At 64.5% G+C, this 18,804-nt stretch carries 16 protein-coding genes; 8 read left to right on the top strand and 8 right to left on the bottom strand.

The window, feature by feature from the left end; genetic code table 11:
- Positions 1 to 206: 206 nt before the first annotated feature.
- The 3 genes from LOY54_RS08590 to LOY54_RS08580 all read right to left on the bottom strand — a co-directional run bounded on the left by LOY54_RS08590 (position 207) and on the right by LOY54_RS08580 (position 2,760).
- Positions 207 to 1,517 (bottom strand): MFS transporter, encoded by a 1,311-nt coding sequence (locus tag LOY54_RS08590; RefSeq protein ID WP_045200515.1) that lies wholly within the window; start codon positions 1,515 to 1,517, stop codon positions 207 to 209.
- Between the two features lie 96 nt (positions 1,518 to 1,613).
- Positions 1,614 to 2,099, bottom strand: coding sequence for a hypothetical protein (locus tag LOY54_RS08585; RefSeq protein WP_045200513.1), 486 nt, complete (start codon positions 2,097 to 2,099; stop codon positions 1,614 to 1,616).
- 181 nt (positions 2,100 to 2,280) lie between these two features.
- Entirely contained in the window at positions 2,281 to 2,760 is a 480-nt protein-coding gene (locus tag LOY54_RS08580; protein WP_045200511.1) for a sigma-70 family RNA polymerase sigma factor, read from the bottom strand.
- A 227-nt stretch (positions 2,761 to 2,987) separates the two neighbouring features.
- Here LOY54_RS08580 and LOY54_RS08575 point away from each other — a divergent pair, with 227 nt between their 5' ends.
- Genes LOY54_RS08575 through LOY54_RS08565 form a run of 3 tightly spaced genes read left to right on the top strand, consistent with a single transcriptional unit; the run spans position 2,988 to position 7,538 of the window.
- The gene (locus tag LOY54_RS08575; RefSeq protein WP_258610156.1) at positions 2,988 to 4,166 is read left to right on the top strand and encodes an efflux RND transporter periplasmic adaptor subunit; all 1,179 of its coding nucleotides are present in this window, start codon (positions 2,988 to 2,990) and stop codon (positions 4,164 to 4,166) included.
- Positions 4,167 to 6,134, top strand: coding sequence for a MacB family efflux pump subunit (locus LOY54_RS08570; RefSeq protein WP_258610155.1), 1,968 nt, complete (start codon positions 4,167 to 4,169; stop codon positions 6,132 to 6,134). It begins immediately after the preceding gene.
- 3 nt (positions 6,135 to 6,137) lie between these two features.
- Positions 6,138 to 7,538, top strand: a complete 1,401-nt coding sequence (locus tag LOY54_RS08565; RefSeq protein WP_258610154.1) for an efflux transporter outer membrane subunit — start codon at positions 6,138 to 6,140, stop codon at positions 7,536 to 7,538.
- Positions 7,539 to 7,616: 78 nt separating this feature from the next.
- On the opposite strand, the gene LOY54_RS08560 is transcribed toward LOY54_RS08565, so the two are convergent.
- A complete protein-coding gene (locus LOY54_RS08560) occupies positions 7,617 to 9,239 on the bottom strand; it encodes a twin-arginine translocation signal domain-containing protein (protein ID WP_258610153.1) in 1,623 nt (540 codons plus the stop codon).
- Positions 9,240 to 9,384: 145 nt separating this feature from the next.
- Here LOY54_RS08560 and LOY54_RS08555 point away from each other — a divergent pair, with 145 nt between their 5' ends.
- On the top strand, positions 9,385 to 10,356 hold the full coding sequence (locus LOY54_RS08555; protein ID WP_258610152.1) for a siderophore-interacting protein: 972 nt from the start codon (positions 9,385 to 9,387) through the stop codon (positions 10,354 to 10,356).
- Between the two features lie 203 nt (positions 10,357 to 10,559).
- Here LOY54_RS08555 and LOY54_RS08550 read toward each other — a convergent pair whose 3' ends face one another.
- The 4 genes from LOY54_RS08550 to LOY54_RS08535 form a co-directional block, all read right to left on the bottom strand.
- Entirely contained in the window at positions 10,560 to 10,811 is a 252-nt protein-coding gene (locus LOY54_RS08550) for a hypothetical protein (RefSeq protein WP_258610151.1), read from the bottom strand.
- Between the two features lie 373 nt (positions 10,812 to 11,184).
- Complete coding sequence (locus LOY54_RS08545; protein ID WP_258610150.1) at positions 11,185 to 12,597, bottom strand: aspartate aminotransferase family protein; 1,413 nt, start codon at positions 12,595 to 12,597, stop codon at positions 11,185 to 11,187.
- Positions 12,598 to 12,755: 158 nt separating this feature from the next.
- Positions 12,756 to 14,081, bottom strand: a complete 1,326-nt coding sequence (locus tag LOY54_RS08540) for an ATP-binding protein (RefSeq protein ID WP_045200499.1) — start codon at positions 14,079 to 14,081, stop codon at positions 12,756 to 12,758.
- On the bottom strand, positions 14,078 to 14,761 hold the full coding sequence (locus LOY54_RS08535) for a response regulator transcription factor (protein ID WP_045200496.1): 684 nt from the start codon (positions 14,759 to 14,761) through the stop codon (positions 14,078 to 14,080). The genes LOY54_RS08540 and LOY54_RS08535 overlap by 4 nt, the downstream gene beginning before the upstream one ends.
- Before the next feature lie 175 nt (positions 14,762 to 14,936).
- Between LOY54_RS08535 and dsbD the strand changes: the two genes are divergently transcribed.
- From dsbD to LOY54_RS08515, 4 genes are all read left to right on the top strand, one after another.
- The gene (dsbD, locus tag LOY54_RS08530) at positions 14,937 to 16,640 is read left to right on the top strand and encodes a protein-disulfide reductase DsbD (protein WP_258610149.1); all 1,704 of its coding nucleotides are present in this window, start codon (positions 14,937 to 14,939) and stop codon (positions 16,638 to 16,640) included.
- The gene (locus LOY54_RS08525; protein ID WP_045200576.1) at positions 16,640 to 17,497 is read left to right on the top strand and encodes a TlpA disulfide reductase family protein; all 858 of its coding nucleotides are present in this window, start codon (positions 16,640 to 16,642) and stop codon (positions 17,495 to 17,497) included. Before dsbD ends, LOY54_RS08525 begins: the two co-directional genes overlap by 1 nt.
- Complete coding sequence (gene dsbG, locus LOY54_RS08520) at positions 17,482 to 18,246, top strand: thiol:disulfide interchange protein DsbG (protein WP_045200491.1); 765 nt, start codon at positions 17,482 to 17,484, stop codon at positions 18,244 to 18,246. Before LOY54_RS08525 ends, dsbG begins: the two co-directional genes overlap by 16 nt.
- A 76-nt stretch (positions 18,247 to 18,322) precedes the next feature.
- Positions 18,323 to 18,802 (top strand): YkgB family protein, encoded by a 480-nt coding sequence (locus LOY54_RS08515; protein WP_045200489.1) that lies wholly within the window; start codon positions 18,323 to 18,325, stop codon positions 18,800 to 18,802.
- Positions 18,803 to 18,804 lie beyond the last annotated feature (2 nt).

Raw genomic sequence — 18,804 nt, 5'->3', positions numbered from 1 at the left:
GATAAGCACAGCATCGATGACCGTCAGTTTCAGGTAGACCCGCCAGCGCCCTGACCGTCGAAAGCCTGCAATGAGGCGTGCCTTTCTCCATGAGCAAATTAACCTAATAGGTTCAATTTGGCAAATAGGTTATTCCATTTGCCCCGCTCTGGAGTCTGCCCGATCAGCGCCCAGGCAGCAGGGAACCATTGTCACAGCAGATGAACTCAGCAGCGCACCGCCTCATCCTCGAAGGGCACCGCTTCGCGTGCGCCAAAGTACAGTGCCGTAAGCAAGCCAACCACACCCATGACCAGGCAGAAGCCCACGCACACCCATGGGCTCCACGGCATCAGGGCGATCAGCAGCAATGGCGTGGTGCTCGCCCACAGGGCGTAGGCAATGTTGTAGGTAAAGGAAATGCCCGAGACGCGAATCTGCGCCGGGAACAAGCCGACCATCACCGATGGCACCACCCCCACCACGCCACAAGACAGGCCAGCAATGGCATAGGCCAGCCCGGTCCAGCCCCAGCCAGCCACCAGGCTGGCGTATAGGCCGGCGATGCCCAAGGGCAGCAGCAGGCTGTAGATCATCAAGGCCCGCCAGGCGCCGATACGGTCCACCAGCAAGCCGGCCAGCACACAACCGATATTGAGAAAAACAATGCCCATGCTGCTCAAGGCGAAGGTGTGCCCGGCACTCATGCCGAAGCGTTGCTGCATTACCGTCGGGGTGATCACCACCAGCACCACCACCGCCGAGGTCAGCACGCAGGTAAGCAGCGCTGCGGGGATCAACGCCCGACGATGCTCACGCAACACGGTGCGCAAGGGGAAAGCCGGCGGCTGCTCACGGCGCTCGCGCAAGGCCAGGAACACCGGTGTCTCGCTCAACCAGCGGCGCAGCCAGACGCCGATCACGCCGAATACGCCGCCGAGCAGGAATGGGTAGCGCCAGGCGTAATCGAGGATTTCCTGCGGGCTGAACAGCTGCGCCAGGGCCGTGGCGGTCAGGGCGCCGAGCAGGTAACCAAAGGTCAGCCCGGCCTGCAAAAAGCCCAGGGCATAGCCGCGGCGTCCGGGCGGGGCGTGCTCGGCGACGAAGGTCCAGGCGCTCGGCACCTCGCCCCCTACCGCGGCCCCCTGAAGGATGCGCAAGGCCAGCAGGATCAGCGGCGCTGCGTAGCCAATCTCGGCGTAGGTGGGCATCACCCCGATCAGCAGGCACGGCAAGGCCATCATCAGGATGCTCAGGCTGAACACCCGTTTGCGCCCCAGGTGGTCGGCAAAATGGGCCATCAGGATGCCGCCCAGCGGCCGCGCCAGATAACCGGTTACAAAAATCCCGAAGCTCTGCAGCAAACGCAGCCATTCGGGCATCTGCGGTGGGAAGAACAACTGGCTAAGGGTCAGGGCGAAGAACACGAATATGATGAAGTCGTAGATCTCCAGCGCCCCGCCCAGGGCCGCCAGGCTCAGGGTCTTGTGGTCGCTGCGCGATAGCTGCAGCGGGCGCGCAGGGTCAGTGGCCGTCATAGGGTTATCCGCAAGTGATCGAGTGCCGGTGCGACAGGCGCACCAGGGCAAACGCAAGAGGATAGCAAAAGCTACCCGGCCACACCCAGCGCGGCTTCAGGACTGGCGGCAAAACGCGGTTTGGGCCAGGTCCATCCGCCGTGGGTTGTACGCCGGCCTGGCGGTGCGCTCGGGGATGCCCGGCAAATGGCCGATCACCTGCGGCGAGTCAATGATATGCATGAAGGACTGGATGGTCTCGTTGTCCGGAACCTTGGACAGGCTGACATTCACCGCGCGGCGCTGGTTGTCGGGAATCGAGGGGATCTTCAAGTGTTGCGATTCGTACAACAAGGCGTGCTGGATCAGCGGGTTGACCCGGCAGAACCGCTCCAGATCAACGCCGGCATGGCTGGCCAGGTCGATGTTGCCCAGCAGCAGGTTGAACGGTTGCAGTGCGCTCTGCACCAGGCGCTGCAGATCCTCGAAGCTCTCGACCGGGGCTATGCGGTAATAGCCCATGCCATTGAGCATCCGTTCCAGTTGCAGCAACTGCATCGGGTGTTCGTCGGCAATCAGGATCCGCAGCGATTTGTTCGGCATCGTCATGACCAAGGCAGAGAGCGTTAGAGACGTTCCTTGACCATACTGCGCCAGATCATCAATTGCAGGCTATTGGCGGGCACTTCGCCAGAGAGAGGGTCTTTACTGATAGTTGTCGGGAAATCGCCATAAATCAAGCAAGGCCATGACGGAATTTTCACATTTTTTCGACGTTGGCCGGTTACTGCGATTCCCACTGACGCATGCGCAGCCGGCAGTGTTTCATGGCGTTAACAATATGTTTCTCCACCACACTGCGCGAGATGCCCAGGCGCTCGGCGATCTGCGGGTGCGACAGGCCGTCGAGCTTGCGCAGCAGAAAACTCTCGCGACAAGGCTGACTGAGCTCGGCCAGCGCGCGCTGCATCAGGTCCAGGCGCTGATTGAGGTCCATGCTTTGGGATGGCGCGGGGGTAAAGAAACGCTCATCGCTGTCGAGCACTTCAAGCGGCTCGGACTGGCGCAGCAAACCACGTCGATGCCCATCGATCACAAGATTCAGAGCGGTGCGATAGAGAAACGCCCGGGGATGCTCGATATCGTCTTCACCGCTGCGCTCGAGCACGCGGATATAGGCATCGTGGGCAACGTCTTCAGCCGCCTGCCGGTTACCCAGGCGGGCACAGAGAAAACTCACCAGTTCGCGATAGTAGTTTTCCAACACAACACCTGGCCGCGACATCTGCGGGGGTTCCCTGACTCGTGGTTGAGCGGATCTGAATGATGGCAGTATGCAATAATACAAATTATAATTATTCTCAGCAAGATCAGACCTTGATCCCGGTAAATTCCACGGCCCCCACCTCGTTTACCTGGGAGCCTCCCGTGTCTGCCGTGCCGCTTCGGCAGTGAGATGTCACGGGCCATTCCATCCGGCTGGAACCCTGCATGAAACGCTCACCGAATACTCGTCGCCTGCTGTTGTGTGGCCTCGGCCTGCTCAGCCTGGGCGCCCTGCTCGCCTGGAAAACCCTGCCCGCCGGTGGCGACCCGTTGAGCACCGTTACCGTGACCCGTACCGACATCGAAAGCAGCGTCACGGCCCTGGGTACCTTGCAGCCGCGGCGTTATGTGGACGTGGGTGCCCAGGCCTCCGGGCAGATCCGCAAACTGCACGTCGAGGTGGGAGATCAGGTCAAGGAAGGTCAGTTGCTGGTTGAGATCGACCCCTCCACGCAGCAGGCAAAGCTTGATGCCGGGCGTTTCTCGATCGACAACCTCAAGGCCCAGCTGGATGAGCAGAAGGCTCAGTACCAACTGGCCGAGCAGCAGTACAAGCGCCAACGCAACCTGGCCGCCGGCGGCGCCACCCGCGAGGAAGACGTGCAAAGCGCCCAGGCCCAGCTGAAGGTCACCCAGGCGCGCATCGACATGTACCGCGCACAGATTCGCCAGGCCCAAGCGAGCCTGCGCAGCGACGAGGCTGAGCTGGGTTACACGCGCATCTATGCACCGATGGCCGGCACCGTGGTCGCCGTCGATGCCCGCGAAGGCCAGACCCTTAACGCCCAACAGCAAACCCCGCTGATCCTGCGTATCGCCAAGTTGTCGCCAATGACCGTCTGGGCCCAGGTGTCCGAGGCCGATATTGGCCATGTCAAACCGGGCATGAGCGCCTACTTCACCACCCTGGCCGGCGGCAAGCGGCGCTGGACCAGCAGTGTGCGGCAAATTCTGCCGGTGCCGCCCAAACCCCTCGATCAATCCAGCCAGGGCGGTGGCAGCCCGGCCAGCGCCAGTGGTAGCGGCGCCAGCAGCAAAGTGGTGCTCTATACCGTACTGCTGGATGTCGATAACCCGGACAACGCCCTGATGGCAGAGATGACCACCCAGGTGTTCTTCGTTGCCGGGCGTGCCAGCAAGGTGCTCACCGTACCGGTGGCAGCCCTGGATGATCATGCCGACGGCAATGACCTGCGCATTGCCCAGGTACTCGACAGCAAGGGCAAGGTCAACCAGCGCCAGGTCCGCACCGGCCTCAGCGACCGCCTGCGGGTGCAAGTGCTCGACGGCCTTGCCGAAGGCGAGCGCCTGCTGATCGGCGCACCTGCCGCAAGCGGGGGTTGAATGTCCACGCCCCTGATCGAACTGCGCGACATCCGCAAATCCTATGGCGGCGTCGATACGCCCAAGGTCGAGGTGGTCCGCGGCATCAGCCTGGCCATCCATCCCGGCGAGTTCGTCGCCATTGTCGGCGCTTCCGGCTCCGGCAAGTCGACGCTGATGAACATCCTCGGCTGCCTTGATCGTCCGACCTCAGGCAACTACTACTTCGCCGGCAAGGACGTCGCCGACCTCGACAGCGACGAGCTGGCCTGGTTGCGCCGTGAAGCCTTCGGCTTCGTGTTCCAGGGCTATCACCTGATCGCCTCGGGTTCGGCCCAGGAAAACGTCGAGATGCCGGCCATCTATGCCGGTACCCCCGCCGCCGAACGCCATGCCCGCGCCGCCGCCTTGCTCGAACGCCTGGGCCTTTCCAGCCGCACCGGCAACCGCCCGCACCAGTTGTCTGGCGGCCAGCAACAGCGGGTGTCGATCGCCCGCGCCTTGATGAACGGCGGACACATCATCCTCGCCGACGAACCGACCGGGGCACTGGACAGCCAGAGCGGCGCCGAAGTCATGGCCCTGCTCGACGAACTGGCCAGCCAGGGCCATGTGGTAATCCTGATTACCCACGACCGCGAAGTCGCGGCGCGGGCCAAGCGGGTCATCGAGATTCGTGACGGCCTGGTGCTCAGTGATTCGGCAGAGCAATCTGCTGCTCCCGCCGCCAGCGCTCCCGGCCTGCAAGCCGAAGACCTGCGCCAGCGCCTGAACCTCGGCGCCACCGCCAGCGGCGCCTGGAAAGGCGAGCTGGTCGAAGCCCTGCAGGCGGCCTGGCGGATCATGTGGATCAACCGTTTCCGCACCGCCCTGACCCTGCTCGGGATCGTCATCGGCGTGGCCTCGGTAGTGGTCATGCTGGCCGTCGGCGAAGGCAGCAAGCGCCAGGTCATGGCGCAGATGGCAGCCTTCGGCTCGAACATCCTGTACCTGAGCGGAAGCGCCCCGACACTGCGTGAACCGGCCGGGGTCATCACCCTCGACGATGTCGCCGCGGTATCCAGCCTGCCGCAGGTGAAGATGATCATGCCGGTGATCGGCAACTCGCTGATGGTGCGCTACGGCAACAATAACCAGCAGTTCTATGTGGGTGGCAACAACACCTACTTCAGCGAAATCTTCAATTGGCCGGTGGTCGAAGGCAGCTTCTTCACCGAGGCCGATGAACAGAGCGCGGCAGCCGTGGCGGTCATCGGCCAGAAGGTGCGGGAGAAACTATTTGGAGCCGGTAACGACCCCATCGGCCAGTACATCCTGGTCGAAAACGTGCCCTTCCAGGTGGTCGGCATTCTCGCCGGCAAAGGCGCAAGCTCGGGCGACCAGGACAGCGACGAGCGCATCGTGGTGCCCTACTCGGCCGCCGCCATCCGCCTGTTCGGCAGCCGCAACCCGGAGTACGTGACCATCGCCGCCGCCGACTCACGGCGCGTGGCCGACACGGAAGCGGCCATCGACCACCTGATGCGCAAGCTTCACAACGGCAAGCACGACTATGAACTGACCAACGACGCGGCGCTGATCCAGGCCGAAGCGCGCACGCAGAATACCCTGTCGCTGATGCTCGGCTCGATCGCCGCGATCTCGCTGCTGGTCGGCGGGATCGGGGTGATGAACATCATGCTGATGACAGTGCGCGAGCGCACCCGCGAGATCGGCATCCGCATGGCCACCGGCGCCCGCCAGCGCGACATCCTGCGCCAGTTCCTCAGTGAGGCGGTGCTGCTGTCGATGGTCGGCGGGGTCACCGGCATTGCCCTGGCCCTGTTGATTGGCGGCGTGTTGCTGCTGGCCGATATTGCCGTGGCCTTCTCCTTGCCTGCCGTGCTTGGCGCCTTTGCCTGCGCGGTGGTCACCGGCGTGGTGTTCGGCTTCATGCCCGCGCGCAAAGCCGCCCGCCTCGACCCGGTCAAAGCCCTTACCAGCGAATAATCCATGAAACTGCCCAGCCGTCTCAGTGTCCTGTCGATCAGTTTGGTGCTTGCCGCCTGTACCTCAACCCCCTCTGCACCTTCGAGTGGCCTGCAGGCGCCAGCGCAGTGGCAGGGCCAGGCAGCCAGCACCCCGCTGCCCCACGAGAACTGGTGGCAGCAGTTCTCCAGCCCCGCGCTCGATCAACTGATCGAACACGCCCGGCGCAACAGCTTCGATCTGGCCGCTGCCGCCGCGCGTATTCGCCAGGCTCAGGCCTCGGCGGTCATTGCCGGCGCGCCGTTGCTGCCTGAACTCAAGTTCGGCCTGGATGCCAGACGCCAACGCCTGCTGCATGGCAACGGCTTCGACCAACTCGATGCCAGCAGCCGCGAACGCACCAGCACCTCGTTCGGCACCCGCTTGAGCGCCAGCTACGAAGTGGATTTCTGGGGCGGTAAAACGGCCGCACGCGACAGCGCCCTGTTCAACCTGGAGGCTAGCCGCTTCGATCGCCAGACCGTCGAGCTGACCTTGCTCAGCGGCGTTGCCAACAGCTACCTGCAGAGCCTGGCCCTGCGTGAGCAGGTGCGTATTGCCCGCCTCAACCTGAGCAACGCCGAGGATGTCCTGCACCTGGTCGAAACCCGCTATCAGTCTGGCTCGGCCACCGCCCTGGAACTGGCCCAGCAACGCAGCCTGGTCGCCGGCCAGCAGCGCCAGGTGCCGTTGTTCGAGCAGCAGTTGCAAGAGGCGCGCATCACCCTGGCAACCTTGCTCGGCGAGCCGGTGCAGGCGCTGCCCGCCCTTGAAGAATCAATTACCCGCCTGAACTGGCCGCAGATCGGCAGCGGCGTGCCCAGCGAGCTGCTCAGCCGCCGTCCCGACATTGCCACCGCCGAAGCCAGCCTGGCCGCCGCCCAGGCAGACGTGCAGGTTGCCCGCGCGGCGATGCTGCCGAGCCTGACCCTGGGCGCCGACCTGGGCTCGGGTGCCGACACCTTTACCCAGGTGCTGCGCAGCCCCTACTACACCCTGAGTGCCGGGCTGGCTGCGCCGATCTTCAACAACGGCCGCCTGCGCGCCGAGCGCGACAAGGCCCGCGCCAAGCAGGACGAACTACTGGAGAATTACCGCAGCAGCATCATCAACGGCTTTGCCGATGTCGAGAAGGCGCTCAATGGCATCAGCGGTGTTGACCAGCAGCGCCAGTCGCAGGATGAGGAAGTGCAGCAGGCGCAGATCGCTTTCACCCTCTCCGAGCGCCGCTACCAGGCCGGTGCCGAGACCCTGCTGACCGTACTGGAAACCCAGCGCACCCTGTACCAGGCGCAAGACCAGCAGGTGCAACTGCGCCTGGCCCGCCTGCAAGGCAGCGTGGCGCTGTACAAGGCATTGGGCGGCGGATGGCAGGTGGTTCGCTAGATCATTGACTGCCTGCACAAAACCCGTGGGGGCCGGCCTTGCCGACAATGGCCCGCACAGCAGGCCCAATACAGCCAATCAGCTCACAATCCCGCGCAACGACAAATGCCGCGCATACCAGGGCCGCTGCGGCACCCGGCGCACCAGGTCGCCGATCTTGTCGTCTTCACCAAAGGTAATGCGCAGAGCCAGCTTCATGATCTCGACATCCATTTCCACCGATTTGCCCGGGAACATCCCCGGCGTGGTGCTGCAGCCATGGGTCACCGGCCCCAGCCACGGGTCGTCGACCTCGACCCAGCGCCCCGGGGCGAACCACTGCACGCCATTGACCTCAAGACGCCGAACCTGCCCCGGGTTGTAGCGCTCATGGGCGCGGTACCAATCCTCGATGCGATCATCGATCCAGCCATGGAACCCCCAGAACACCGGGTTGACGTGAGACGAGAACGGATCGCCGAGAAAGTCGTTTTCCGCCTCGTACCAGCGCCCGGCAAAATCGGCCGGGTCCCGGGCAAACGGCACTGGCGCACCGTTGACCGGATCACGTGGCACCGAGGCCCAGCACATGTGCAGCCAATCGTGCAGGTTCATTTCCAGCTCCGAACCGAACGCACCGAGGGTCAGCTTCGACAGGTACAGCGGGTCCTGGTACTGCGATTCCCAGACCTGGAAATTACTGCAGAAGGTCTCGCCGGCCTTGATCGCCGAGACCCATACGCCATAAGCCTCGTCGCCCGGTGCCCGCCAACCGGGCGGTACACAGTAACCGTCATGGTTGTCGTAATAGCGGGCAAAACCCTGGCGGTCGTGTTCGACGCTGGGTTGCGGCAAAGGGAAATGCGGCCACGACGGCAGGTCCTGCATCGACCGCGCCGTACCGAGCATATGCCGGTGCATGAACAGAAAATCCACCCCCGAACCATTGCGATGCTTGCGCGGGCCGCGGGCATCACGCTCCTTGTCACGCGGGCCGGGTTGCCAGCCCAGGCCACGCAAGGCACCGTGTTTTTCTTCAGACAGCCGATGCCATTTGTCACGGGTCGCGTGCCAGAGCTGATGGAACAAGCGGTGTTCGGCGCTGATCAGCCAGGCTTGCAACTGCGGTGTATAGGGCAGCCGCTCACGGGCTTCAGGAAACAGGCGTTTGACGGCAACGAAGTGACTGTCGGCCAAGGGCAAGGCCATCGAGCGATCCAGCGGTTGCAAGCGGCCACTGAGGGTAGCGCTGCCAGCGTTGCCAAAACTGCCCCAGACTTCATCCAGGCTCGCGGTACATTCATAACCCGGCCCGCCCTGGGTGCTCATCAGCCGCCAGCGCACCGTGGCGGTGGACGCCCCGACCAGGTCGCCAAGCACTCGGTAGGCGGCCGGGGCGTCGCTGCGCAGAACCAGTTCGGTATCGACAAAACCACGCAGGCCACGGCCTTTGGCGGCGACGTCGAGGTACATCTGCAAGCCTTCCACAGGCAGCCCGGCGAGCTCGCCATCGGCACCGCTCAAACGCAAATCCCAGACGCCGCGCAATTGATCGGCCAGGTGCTGGCCAGCGGCATCCGCGAGCTCAACGCTGGCCTCGCCGGGGGTGACGATGTCGTCCTGTGGATCGTGGGTCAGTTGCTTGTGCGCGTAATAGGCGGCTGGCACGGTCGCGCCCGCCACCGCCAGGCCCGCTATGAATCCTCGTCGCGAAATCGTCATCGTCCTACCCGTATCAGCCATGAAGCAGGCTTTATCCAAGCTAGGACGTTTCCTGGAGGGGGAAATTTAACCACTGCCGCCCTGTGCTAATTCGATCGGCGGCTATTTCGTTTTCAAGGAACCTCCCTTGGAAAAGGTACCGCCCATGTCAGCCTCCACCTCCCTGACCAACGCCCTGGGCAACGGTCTGCGCAAGCTGGTCGGCAAACCTGCCAGAACCAGTGCCTACGGAGTGTTCGATGTGCAGCTCAAAGCCATCATTGCCCTCAGCCCGTCCCTCAGCCGCTTCGTGTTCAGCGGTGAGGATGTCGGGCAGATGCGTACCCTGGCTGCCGACCAGCGCATCAAGATCTTCTTTCCCTCTGCCGATGGCCAATACCCGAACCTGCCCAAGCAAGGTTCCTGGCAGCAAGCGCGTCGCGGCCTGAGCGCCGAGCAGAGCCCGCCGATGCGTACCTACACCATCCGCGACCTGCGCCGCGAGGCACTGGAAGTGGATGTCGACTTCGTCCTGCACGGCGTCAACGGCCCGGCATCGACCTGGGCGACCCAGGCACGCATCGGCGATCGCCTGCAGATGGTCGCCCCGAACCTGGCCTTCGACGCCGCCCCCGGCGGCTACGAATGGCGCCCCCCGAAGAACCTGCGCAACCTGCTGCTGATCGGCGATGAAACCGCCCTGCCAGCAATTGCCGGCATCCTCGAGCAGATGGCCGCAGACCTGCCCGAAGTCCCGGTACAGGCGTTCATCGAAGTCCCCTGCGAAGCCGATTGCCTCGACCTGACCTGCAGCCGCGCCACCGAACTGAACTGGCTGCCGCGCGAAGTGCTGCACTGCACCCACGGCGAAGCGATGATCCATGCCATCCGCGAGCTGGCGCGCCTGCCGGCAGCCGCAGCGGGCACAGGTGCGAAGGTCGCCCTGGAGGAGGTCGATATCGACCGGCAGATCCTCTGGGAACTGGCTCAACCCGGCAACGGCGACTTCTATGCCTGGATCGCCGGCGAGTCGGCAGCGGTGATGAATATCCGTCGCTACCTGATCACCGAGCGCGGGCTGGATCGCAGCGCCCTGACGCTGATGGGCTACTGGCGCGCGGGTCGCAGCTTCGACTGAAGCGCAAAAAAAGGTTCTTCACGGAATCCCGGGGGCTATGATTCTTGGGTTGGGTTGCGGGCTTATCCATTCGGTGTGGCGCCGCTGTTGGCCCCTTCCGCCCTTACGGCGGGTCCCTTTTGTTCTTGGTGTAGAGACCGGACACATGGTGGACACATGTGCGGGGACATGGTTGACACATTATGGACCGTAGTCAGGCTTGTTCACGTCGATAGTCCACAGGTGCTGATTGCAGAAATAGATTTCAAATAGGTCCTCGCCATCGGGGCTGGGACGTATCGCAATGTGTTGCCCGCCCAAGCCTTTCGCGGCCCTGAAGTAGCGAAGTTACGGGCGGCGCCTGCACTGACGTATCTGCGAAAGCAGATGTTGGCGAAGCCATGCTGACGCAGGAGCGGGACAAGCCCGCTGATAAAACGAGCACCAACTTGTTTGGTCTTGATCTTGATGTTCATGCACGTACTTCCAGGCGCCGCGAAAAGCGACTTCAGGAGGCCGAGCGTAGGTGCCTGTAGGGGCGGTGCGCAGCACCTTCGGCGGCAGCCGAAGACGCGAGATGTAGACTTGCGAAGCAAGTCGTAGGCCGCGATGCCCCGGAGGGTGCCGTAGCGAGGGGACCCGAAGCGCAGCGTAGGGCCGTATGCAGGAGCAAGCGGTTTTGCCTACTTCTTCCCAAGAGAAAAGTAGGCCGCCGTAAAGGCGGAAGGGGCCAGCAGCAGCCCCACATTGAATGGATAAACTCGCAGCCTCAACATCCCAGCCCGGGATTCCGTGAAGAACCAAAAAAAGCCCGGTGCAGTGCACCGGGCTTGTGCATGCCAAGGCTGCCTACAGGCTGGCCACCGCCGCAGCAACCGCCCGAGCAAAGCGCGCCGCCACCTCATCAACCTGCTCGGCAGTAATGATCAGCGGTGGCAGGAAACGCACCACGGCGCCCTGACGCCCGCCCAGTTCCAGAATCAGCCCACGCTTCAGGCATTCGCGCTGCACCAGCGGTGCCAGACGCGGGCAGACCGGCGGATGCCCCTGGGCATCGAGCTGCCCTTGCGGATCAACCAGCTCGACCCCCAGCATCAGGCCACGGCCACGGATATCCCCCAACTGCGCGAAGTCCTCCTGCAAGTGGCGCAGATGGCCGGCGAGGCGTTCGCCCATGGCCTGAGCATGGCTGCACAGGTCGTGTGACTTGAGGTAGTTGATCACCGCCGAGCCTGCGGCCATGGCCATCTGGTTGCCACGGAAAGTACCGGCGTGCGCCCCCGGCTGCCAGGTGTCCAGCCACTGGCGATAAACCACCACCGCCAACGGCAGGCTGCCGCCAATGGCCTTGGACAACACCACCACATCCGGAGTGATGCCTGCATGCTCGAAGGCAAACATTTTGCCGGTGCGGGCAAAACCACTCTGGATCTCGTCGACGATCAGCGCCACACCGGCCTTCTCGGTAATGCGCCGCACACCGCGCAGCCATTCGATGTCCGCCGGGATCACCCCGCCTTCACCCTGGACCACTTCGACGATCACCGCCGCCGGCAGTTGCACGCCGCTCTCCGGGTCGCTGAGCAGGTTTTCCAGGTAGTGCAGGTTGACCTTCACGCCCTCTTCGCCGCCCAGCCCGAAAGGGCAGCGATAGTCATAAGGGTACGGCAGGAACTGCACGCCATTGGCCAGCAAGGCGGCCAGCGGCTTCTTCGGCCCCAGGCTGCCCATCAGGCTCAGGGCGCCCTGGGACATGCCGTGGTAGCCGCCCTGGAACGACAGCACGGTGTTACGCCCGGTAGCGGTGCGCACCAGTTTCAACGCCGCTTCCACCGCGTCGGTGCCGGTCGGCCCGCAAAACTGGATCTTCGCTTCGCCGCGCAGTTGCTCGGGCAGCAGGCTGAACAGGTCCTGGACGAACTGGTCCTTGACCGGCGTGGTCAGGTCCAGGGTGTGCAGCGGCAGTTCATCGGCCAGCACCTGCTGGATCGCTTCGATCACCAGCGGATGGTTATGCCCCAGCGCCAGGGTCCCGGCGCCAGCCAGACAGTCGATGAACTGACGCCCTTCTACGTCTTCGACATAGATGCCACGGGCGCGCTTGAGCGCCAGCGGAATGCGCCGCGGGTAACTGCGGGCATTGGATTCCTGCAGGCTCTGGCGGGCCAGCAACGGCGACTCATTGAATGCATAAAGTGTTTCAGCAGCGTCTGCGGTGGAAGACACCGGCAGCGCCTGGGCAAGGCTGATAGCGACTGACATCTGGGAAACCCTCGCAAGCAAGCGGATGTGCCCGTCACGCGCCTGTTGCCAGAGGAGTGCGGGTTGTTATCGCTTGAAAAACGCTTCAGCGCCCTGCGGATTTAGCCGATGCCCATCAACGCTGCGGATTTTTTCAACTGCCGCTTTGCACTGACCGGTTACGACGGGTTTGCACGCAACGGAATGTGCAACAACACCCGCAAGCCATCGCTGCGGCTGTCAAAGCGCAAGCTGCCGGCACAGCGCTGGACGATCGCCTGGACAATCGCCAGGCCCAGCCCGCATCCGCCGCTCTGGCTATGGCGCCAGAAGCGCTCGGTCAGGTGCTCGATGTCCTGTTCGGGAATACCGGGGCCGTGATCGCGCACCAAAAATGCCACCCGGTCCTGTTCCATCTGCACTGCCAGCTCCACCGGTTCGCTGCCACGGGTATGACGCAGGGCGTTGTCGAGCAGGTTGCGCAGGGCCGTGACCGCCAGTGGCGTGGGCATCCCGAGGTAGAGCTGGGCGGCGCCGGGCGCCAACTGCAGATCGATGCGCCCGGCGTTGTCGACCCCGGTGTCCAGGATTGCCTGGCGGGCGATCTGCTCGGCGTTGCACTGCAGGCCGTCTTCAAACGACAGTCGGCCTTCCACCCGGGCCAGCAGCAACAGTTGTTCAAGAGTCCGGTGCAGACGATCGGCGCCCTGCTCGGCGTGTTCAAGGGCCTGCTCGCGCACCTCGCCATCGGTCATCCGTGCCACCTGCAGGTGGGTTTTGATCGCGGTCAGCGGGCTGCGCAGCTCATGGGCGGCATCATCGGTCAGGCGCCGTTCGCGCTCGATGGTCTGGCCAATGCGCAAAAACAGCTGGTTCTGGGTTTCCAGCAAAGGTTGCAGCTCACTGGGCAGGCCGCGCACCTGCAAGGGCTCAAGGGAATCCGGGCTGCGCCGGCGCAAGGCATCGCGCATCCGGTTGAGCGGCGCCAGCCCCTTGCCAACACCCATCCACAGCAAGCCGAGGCTGCCGAGCAAGGCCATCAGCACCGGTGCCGAGGCCGCCAGCAGGATCGAACGGTTGAGGGCCTCGCGCTCCTGATGGCGGTCGGCGGTGGTAATGCGCACATCGCCATGGGCATAGGTGAAACTGCGCCAGCGGGCGCCGTCGATGGTCTGGTCGCGAAACCCGCTGCGCTGGTCGTCGAGGGGCTGCTCATTATTATGGCTGCGGGCAAGAATCTCGCCGCGCAGCGAGCTGACCTGGCAGGCCATGCCGTCGACGCTCAACTGGTCGGCGCTCAGGCGCGTGCCCTCGCCCTTGCTCGACAGCGGTTGCGGCAACTGGTCGACCAGGCCGGCAACCATGCGTGCCGATGCCACCAGGCGCTGGTCGAGGGAGAACATCATCTGCATGCGCAGGTCGCGCAGCATCCACGCCGCGGCCAACACCCAGATGACGATGAAGGCAGTGCCCAGGATCAGGGTCAGGCGCAAACGCAAGGTCATGCTTGCGGCTCCTCCGGCAGTTGCGCCGGGCCCAGGCGATAACCCAGGCCGCGCACGGTTTCGACGATACCGTTGCCCAGTTTGCGCCGCAGGTGGTGGATATGCACGTTCAGGGCGTTGCTCTCGACCTCGTCGCCAAAGCCATAGACGCTGTCCTTGAGCTGTTCGCTGGAGAGCACCCGGCCACGGTTGTGCAGCAACGCCTGCAACAGCGCCTGCTCGCGCCGCGACAGGTCGACCGGGCGGCCACCCAGGCAGGTTTCGCGACTGCTGGGGTCGTAGCTTAGCGGGCCATGCTCGATGATGTTCACCGCTCGCCCGGCGGCGCGGCGCAGCAAGGTGTGCAGACGTGCGGCCAGTTCACGCAGGTCGAACGGCTTGAGCAGGTAATCGTCGCCACCGGCCTGCAGGCCCTCGACCCGGTCAGTGACCGCATCGCGGGCGGTGAGGATCAGCACCGGCAGCTCATGGCCCTGCTGGCGCAGGCGCTGCAGCAGCTTGAGGCCGTCTTCGTCGGGCAGGCCGAGGTCGAGGACCATGACGTCGAACGCCGCGGCCTGGAGCATGGCCTGGGCCGCGCCGGCGCTGGCCACCCGGTCGACGGTCATGCCCTGGGCGCCCAGGCCGGCGCTGATGCCGCTGGCGATCAGGTCATCATCCTCGCAGAGCAGTACGTGCATGGTCGGGTCTCGGTCATGAAAGGCTTTATTCAAGCCCAGGCGGATTAACCCAGGATTATGCCGCGCCAGGCCACAGCCGTCGCGGCCTTGGCGACAGCCGTCAGCCATCGGGTTAACTTTCGGTTAATCGGGCTGGGCGAAGCTTGGCCCTTCATCGCATTGCCAAGGCGTCGACATGCGCGTTTTTCTGTTTGCCCTGATGTTCCTGCTAAGCGGCCTGAGCCAGGCCAACCCGTTTGCCCAGAGCGATTTTTTGCCGGTCAACAAGGCCTTCGTGTTCAGCAGCGAACGCCTGGAATCGGGGCAAATGCGCCTGCACTGGCAGATCACCGATGGCTACTACCTGTACCAGAAACGCCTGAAATTCGACGGCCTGGTCCCCGAGCAGCAACCGCAACTGCCACCCGCCCTGCCCCACAGCGATGAGTACTTTGGTGAAACCCAGGTCTACCGTGGCGAGCTGGAGCTGATCCTGCCCGCCAGCGCCAGCGGCGAACTGCGCATGGGCTGGCAGGGCTGCGCCGACGCCGGGCTGTGCTACCCGCCACAAACCAGTGTGGTCAGCCTGGGTGGTACAAGCGCCGCCGCGCAGGCCAGCGACCAAGCCCTGGCCGGCGGCCTGCAACAGTCGACCCTGGCCTGGAACCTGCTGGCCTTCCTCGGCCTGGGCCTGCTGCTGGCCTTCACCCCGTGCTCGTTGCCGATGCTGCCGATTCTTGCAGGTCTGGTACTGGGCAGTGGTGCCAGTGCCCGCCGCGGCTGGTTGCTGGCCAGCGTCTATGTGCTGAGCATGGCCCTGGTCTACGCCGCCCTGGGCGTGGTTGCCGCATTGCTGGGCGCAAGCTTTCAGGCCTGGCTGCAGCAACCCTGGCTGCTGGGCACCCTGGCCGGGCTGTTCGTGCTGCTGGCCCTGCCGATGTTCGGCGCCTTCGAGCTGCAACTGCCGGTGTGGATTCGCGACCGCCTGGAGCGTGCCGGGAATGGCACCCGCGGCGGCAACCTGTACGGCGCGGCGTTGCTCGGGGCCTTGTCGGGCCTGCTGATGGGCCCGTGCATGACCGCACCGCTGGCCGGCGCCCTGCTGTACATCGCCCAGAGCGGCAATGCCGTGCATGGCGGCCTGGTACTGTTCACCCTCGGCCTGGGCATGGGCCTGCCGTTGCTGTTGCTGGTCACCCTCGGCAACCGCTACCTGCCGCGCCCGGGCGCCTGGATGAACCGGGTCAAGGGCCTGTTCGGCTTCGTCTTCCTGGCCATGGCCCTGTATACCCTGCGTGCGGTGCTGGAGCCTTCGCTGTGGCTGGGCCTGGCCGGTGCCTGGCTAATCGCCCTGGCCTGGGCTGCGTGGCCGGCCTTGCAAGCTATGCGGGCGCTTCGGGCACTGTCGCTGCTGCTGGGCTTGTGGGGCAGCCTGTTGGTCGTCGGCGCGGCAGCCGGTGGCAACGACCCCTGGCAGCCGCTGCAACCGTTCACCGCCGCCAGCGCGCCAATGGGCCTTGCCGTGCCGCATGATGCCTTCACCACCGTCAGCCAGCCGGCCGAACTGCAGCGCGAGCTGGAGGCGGCCAAGGCCCAGGGCCAGTGGGTGATGCTCGACTACTATGCTGACTGGTGCGTGTCGTGCAAGGTCATGGAGAAACAGGTGTTCGCCCGCGCCGACGTACTGGCGGCGCTTGGCGGCGTGCGCCTGCTGCGCCTGGATGTGACCGCCGACGCACCGTCCAGTCGCGAGTTGCTGCAGCGCTACCAGGTCCCGGGCCCGCCCAGCCTGATCTGGATCGGCCCGGAGGGCAACGAGCGCCGGGCCCGGCGCATCACCGGTGAAATCGATGCGGCGAACTTCCTCCAACACTGGGCCGCTACCCGGAGCCAAGGATGATGCTGACCGTCGCACTCGGGCCACTGACCATGGCCCTGAACCACCTGCTGCTGATCTGCGCCCTGGCCCTGGCCAGCCTTGTTGGCTGGCGCGTCGCCAAGCGCGGCGGCGACAACCCCGAGTCGGTGCTGTTCGGCCTGTTCCTGCTCGGCCTGCTCAGTGCACGCCTGGGCTTTGTCATCCAGTACTGGGCGATGTACCGCGAAGATTTGCTGCAGGTCATCGACCTGCGCGATGGCGGCTTTCTGCTCTGGCCAGGCCTGCTGGCGGTAGCCATCGGCGCCTTCTGCCTCGGCTATCGCCGCCCGGCCCTGCGCCGGCCGCTGGGCTGGGGCCTGCTCAGCGGTGGCCTGTTCTGGCTGCTCGGCAGCCTGGCCAGCCACCTGTATGACCAGGGCACTCAACTGCCGGAAATGAGCTTGCGCAAGGCCAGTGGCCAGTCCGTCGAGCTCACCGACTACCGCGGCAAGCCACTGGTGATCAACCTCTGGGCTACCTGGTGCCCGCCGTGCCGGCGCGAGATGCCGGTGCTGCAACAGGCCCAGGGTGATTACCCGGACATCACCTTCCTGTTCGTCAACCAGGGCGAGGCGCCACAGACCGTGGTCACCTTCCTCGCCACCACCGGCCTTAACCTGTCCCACGTGCTGTTCGACAGCGGCGGCCAGCTGGCGCAGAAGGTCGGCTCCATGGCCTTGCCCACCACCTTGTTCTACAACGCCGAGGGTCGCCTGGTCGGCAGCCATCTTGGCGAGCTGTCGCGGGCCAGCCTCAGCCATGCCCTGCAATCTTTCGAGCACGCGCCCGCGCCTGCCGCCCCATCCCCCACAAGGAACGTCGCATGCGATCTCTGCTGAAACTGCCCCTCACCCTGGCCGTGGGCCTGATGACCAGCCAGCTGGCGCTGGCTGAAACACTCCCCAAGGCCATCCAGCAACTGGAGGCCAAAGGCGCAAAAATCAAAGGCAGCTTCGACGCCCCCGATGGCCTGCGTGGCTACGCGGCCGAATACCAGAACCGCGGCCTGGCGCTGTACCTGACCGCCGATGGCAAGCATGTGCTGGTGGGCAGCCTGTTCGACGAGCAAGGCAAGGACCTGAGCCAGGCGCCGCTGGAAAAACTGGTGTACGCCCCCATGGCCAAGGAGGTCTGGGCAAAGATGGAGAAAACCGCCTGGATCGCCGACGGCAAGGCCGATGCACCACGCATCGTCTACCTGTTCAGCGACCCCAATTGCCCGTACTGCAACATGTTCTGGCAGCAGGCGCGGCCCTGGGTCGAATCGGGCAAGGTGCAGTTGCGGCACATCATGGTCGGTATCATCCGCGAAGACAGCCCGGGCAAATCGGCCGCCCTGCTGGCCAGCAAGGATCCGGCCAAGGCCCTGGCGCAACATGAAAAGGCCGGCAAGGCCAGTACCCTCAAGGCCCTGGACAAGGTTCCCGAAGCGGTACAAGCCAAGCTCGACGCCAACCTCGCGGTCATGGAAGAACTCGGTTTGTCAGCAACCCCGGCGATCTTCTACCTCGACGACCAGCAGCAACTGCAAACCCAACAGGGCGCACCGCGACCGGAGCTGCTGGGCAAGATCCTCGGCAAGCGTTGAGCACGCGATTGATGTAACAACAGGGCGGTCACGGCGTCTTGAGGATACCTGCCTCATCCCACCACAGGACCTCGCCATGACCCGCCCTGCCTACCTTGACCGCTTCATCCGCTCCTCCCTGGACATCCAGCTGCTGCGCTGGAGCCTGATCCTGATTTTCTTCGGCTTTGGCTATGCCAAGTGGTTCGATTACGAAGCCCAGGCCCTGATCCCGCTGATCGACAACAGCCCGTTGCTGTCCTGGCTGCACCTGGCCTTTGGCATCCACGGCGCCAGCTATGCGCTGGGCGTGGCGGAATGGGCGATTGGCGCGGCGTTGCTGGCCGGCATCTGGCAACCACGGCTGGCGGTGATCGGCGCCCTGGGCTCGGTGCTCACCTACGCCACCACCCTGACCCTGATCGTTACCACTCCGGGCGGCTGGGAGAACAGTGCTGGCGGGTTCCCGGCCATGGGCGGGGCGACGTCCTTCCTGATCAAGGACGCCGTGCTGCTGGCCGCTTCAGTCGCCTTGCTCAAGCACGACCTGCAGCGCAACAGCCCCACCCCGGCCTGAAG

The organism is Pseudomonas sp. B21-032 (assembly GCF_024748965.1).
GTDB lineage: Bacteria > Pseudomonadota > Gammaproteobacteria > Pseudomonadales > Pseudomonadaceae > Aquipseudomonas.
The sequence above is the reverse complement of the archived record's forward strand: the minus strand, read 5'-3'. Positions and strand labels throughout refer to the sequence as shown.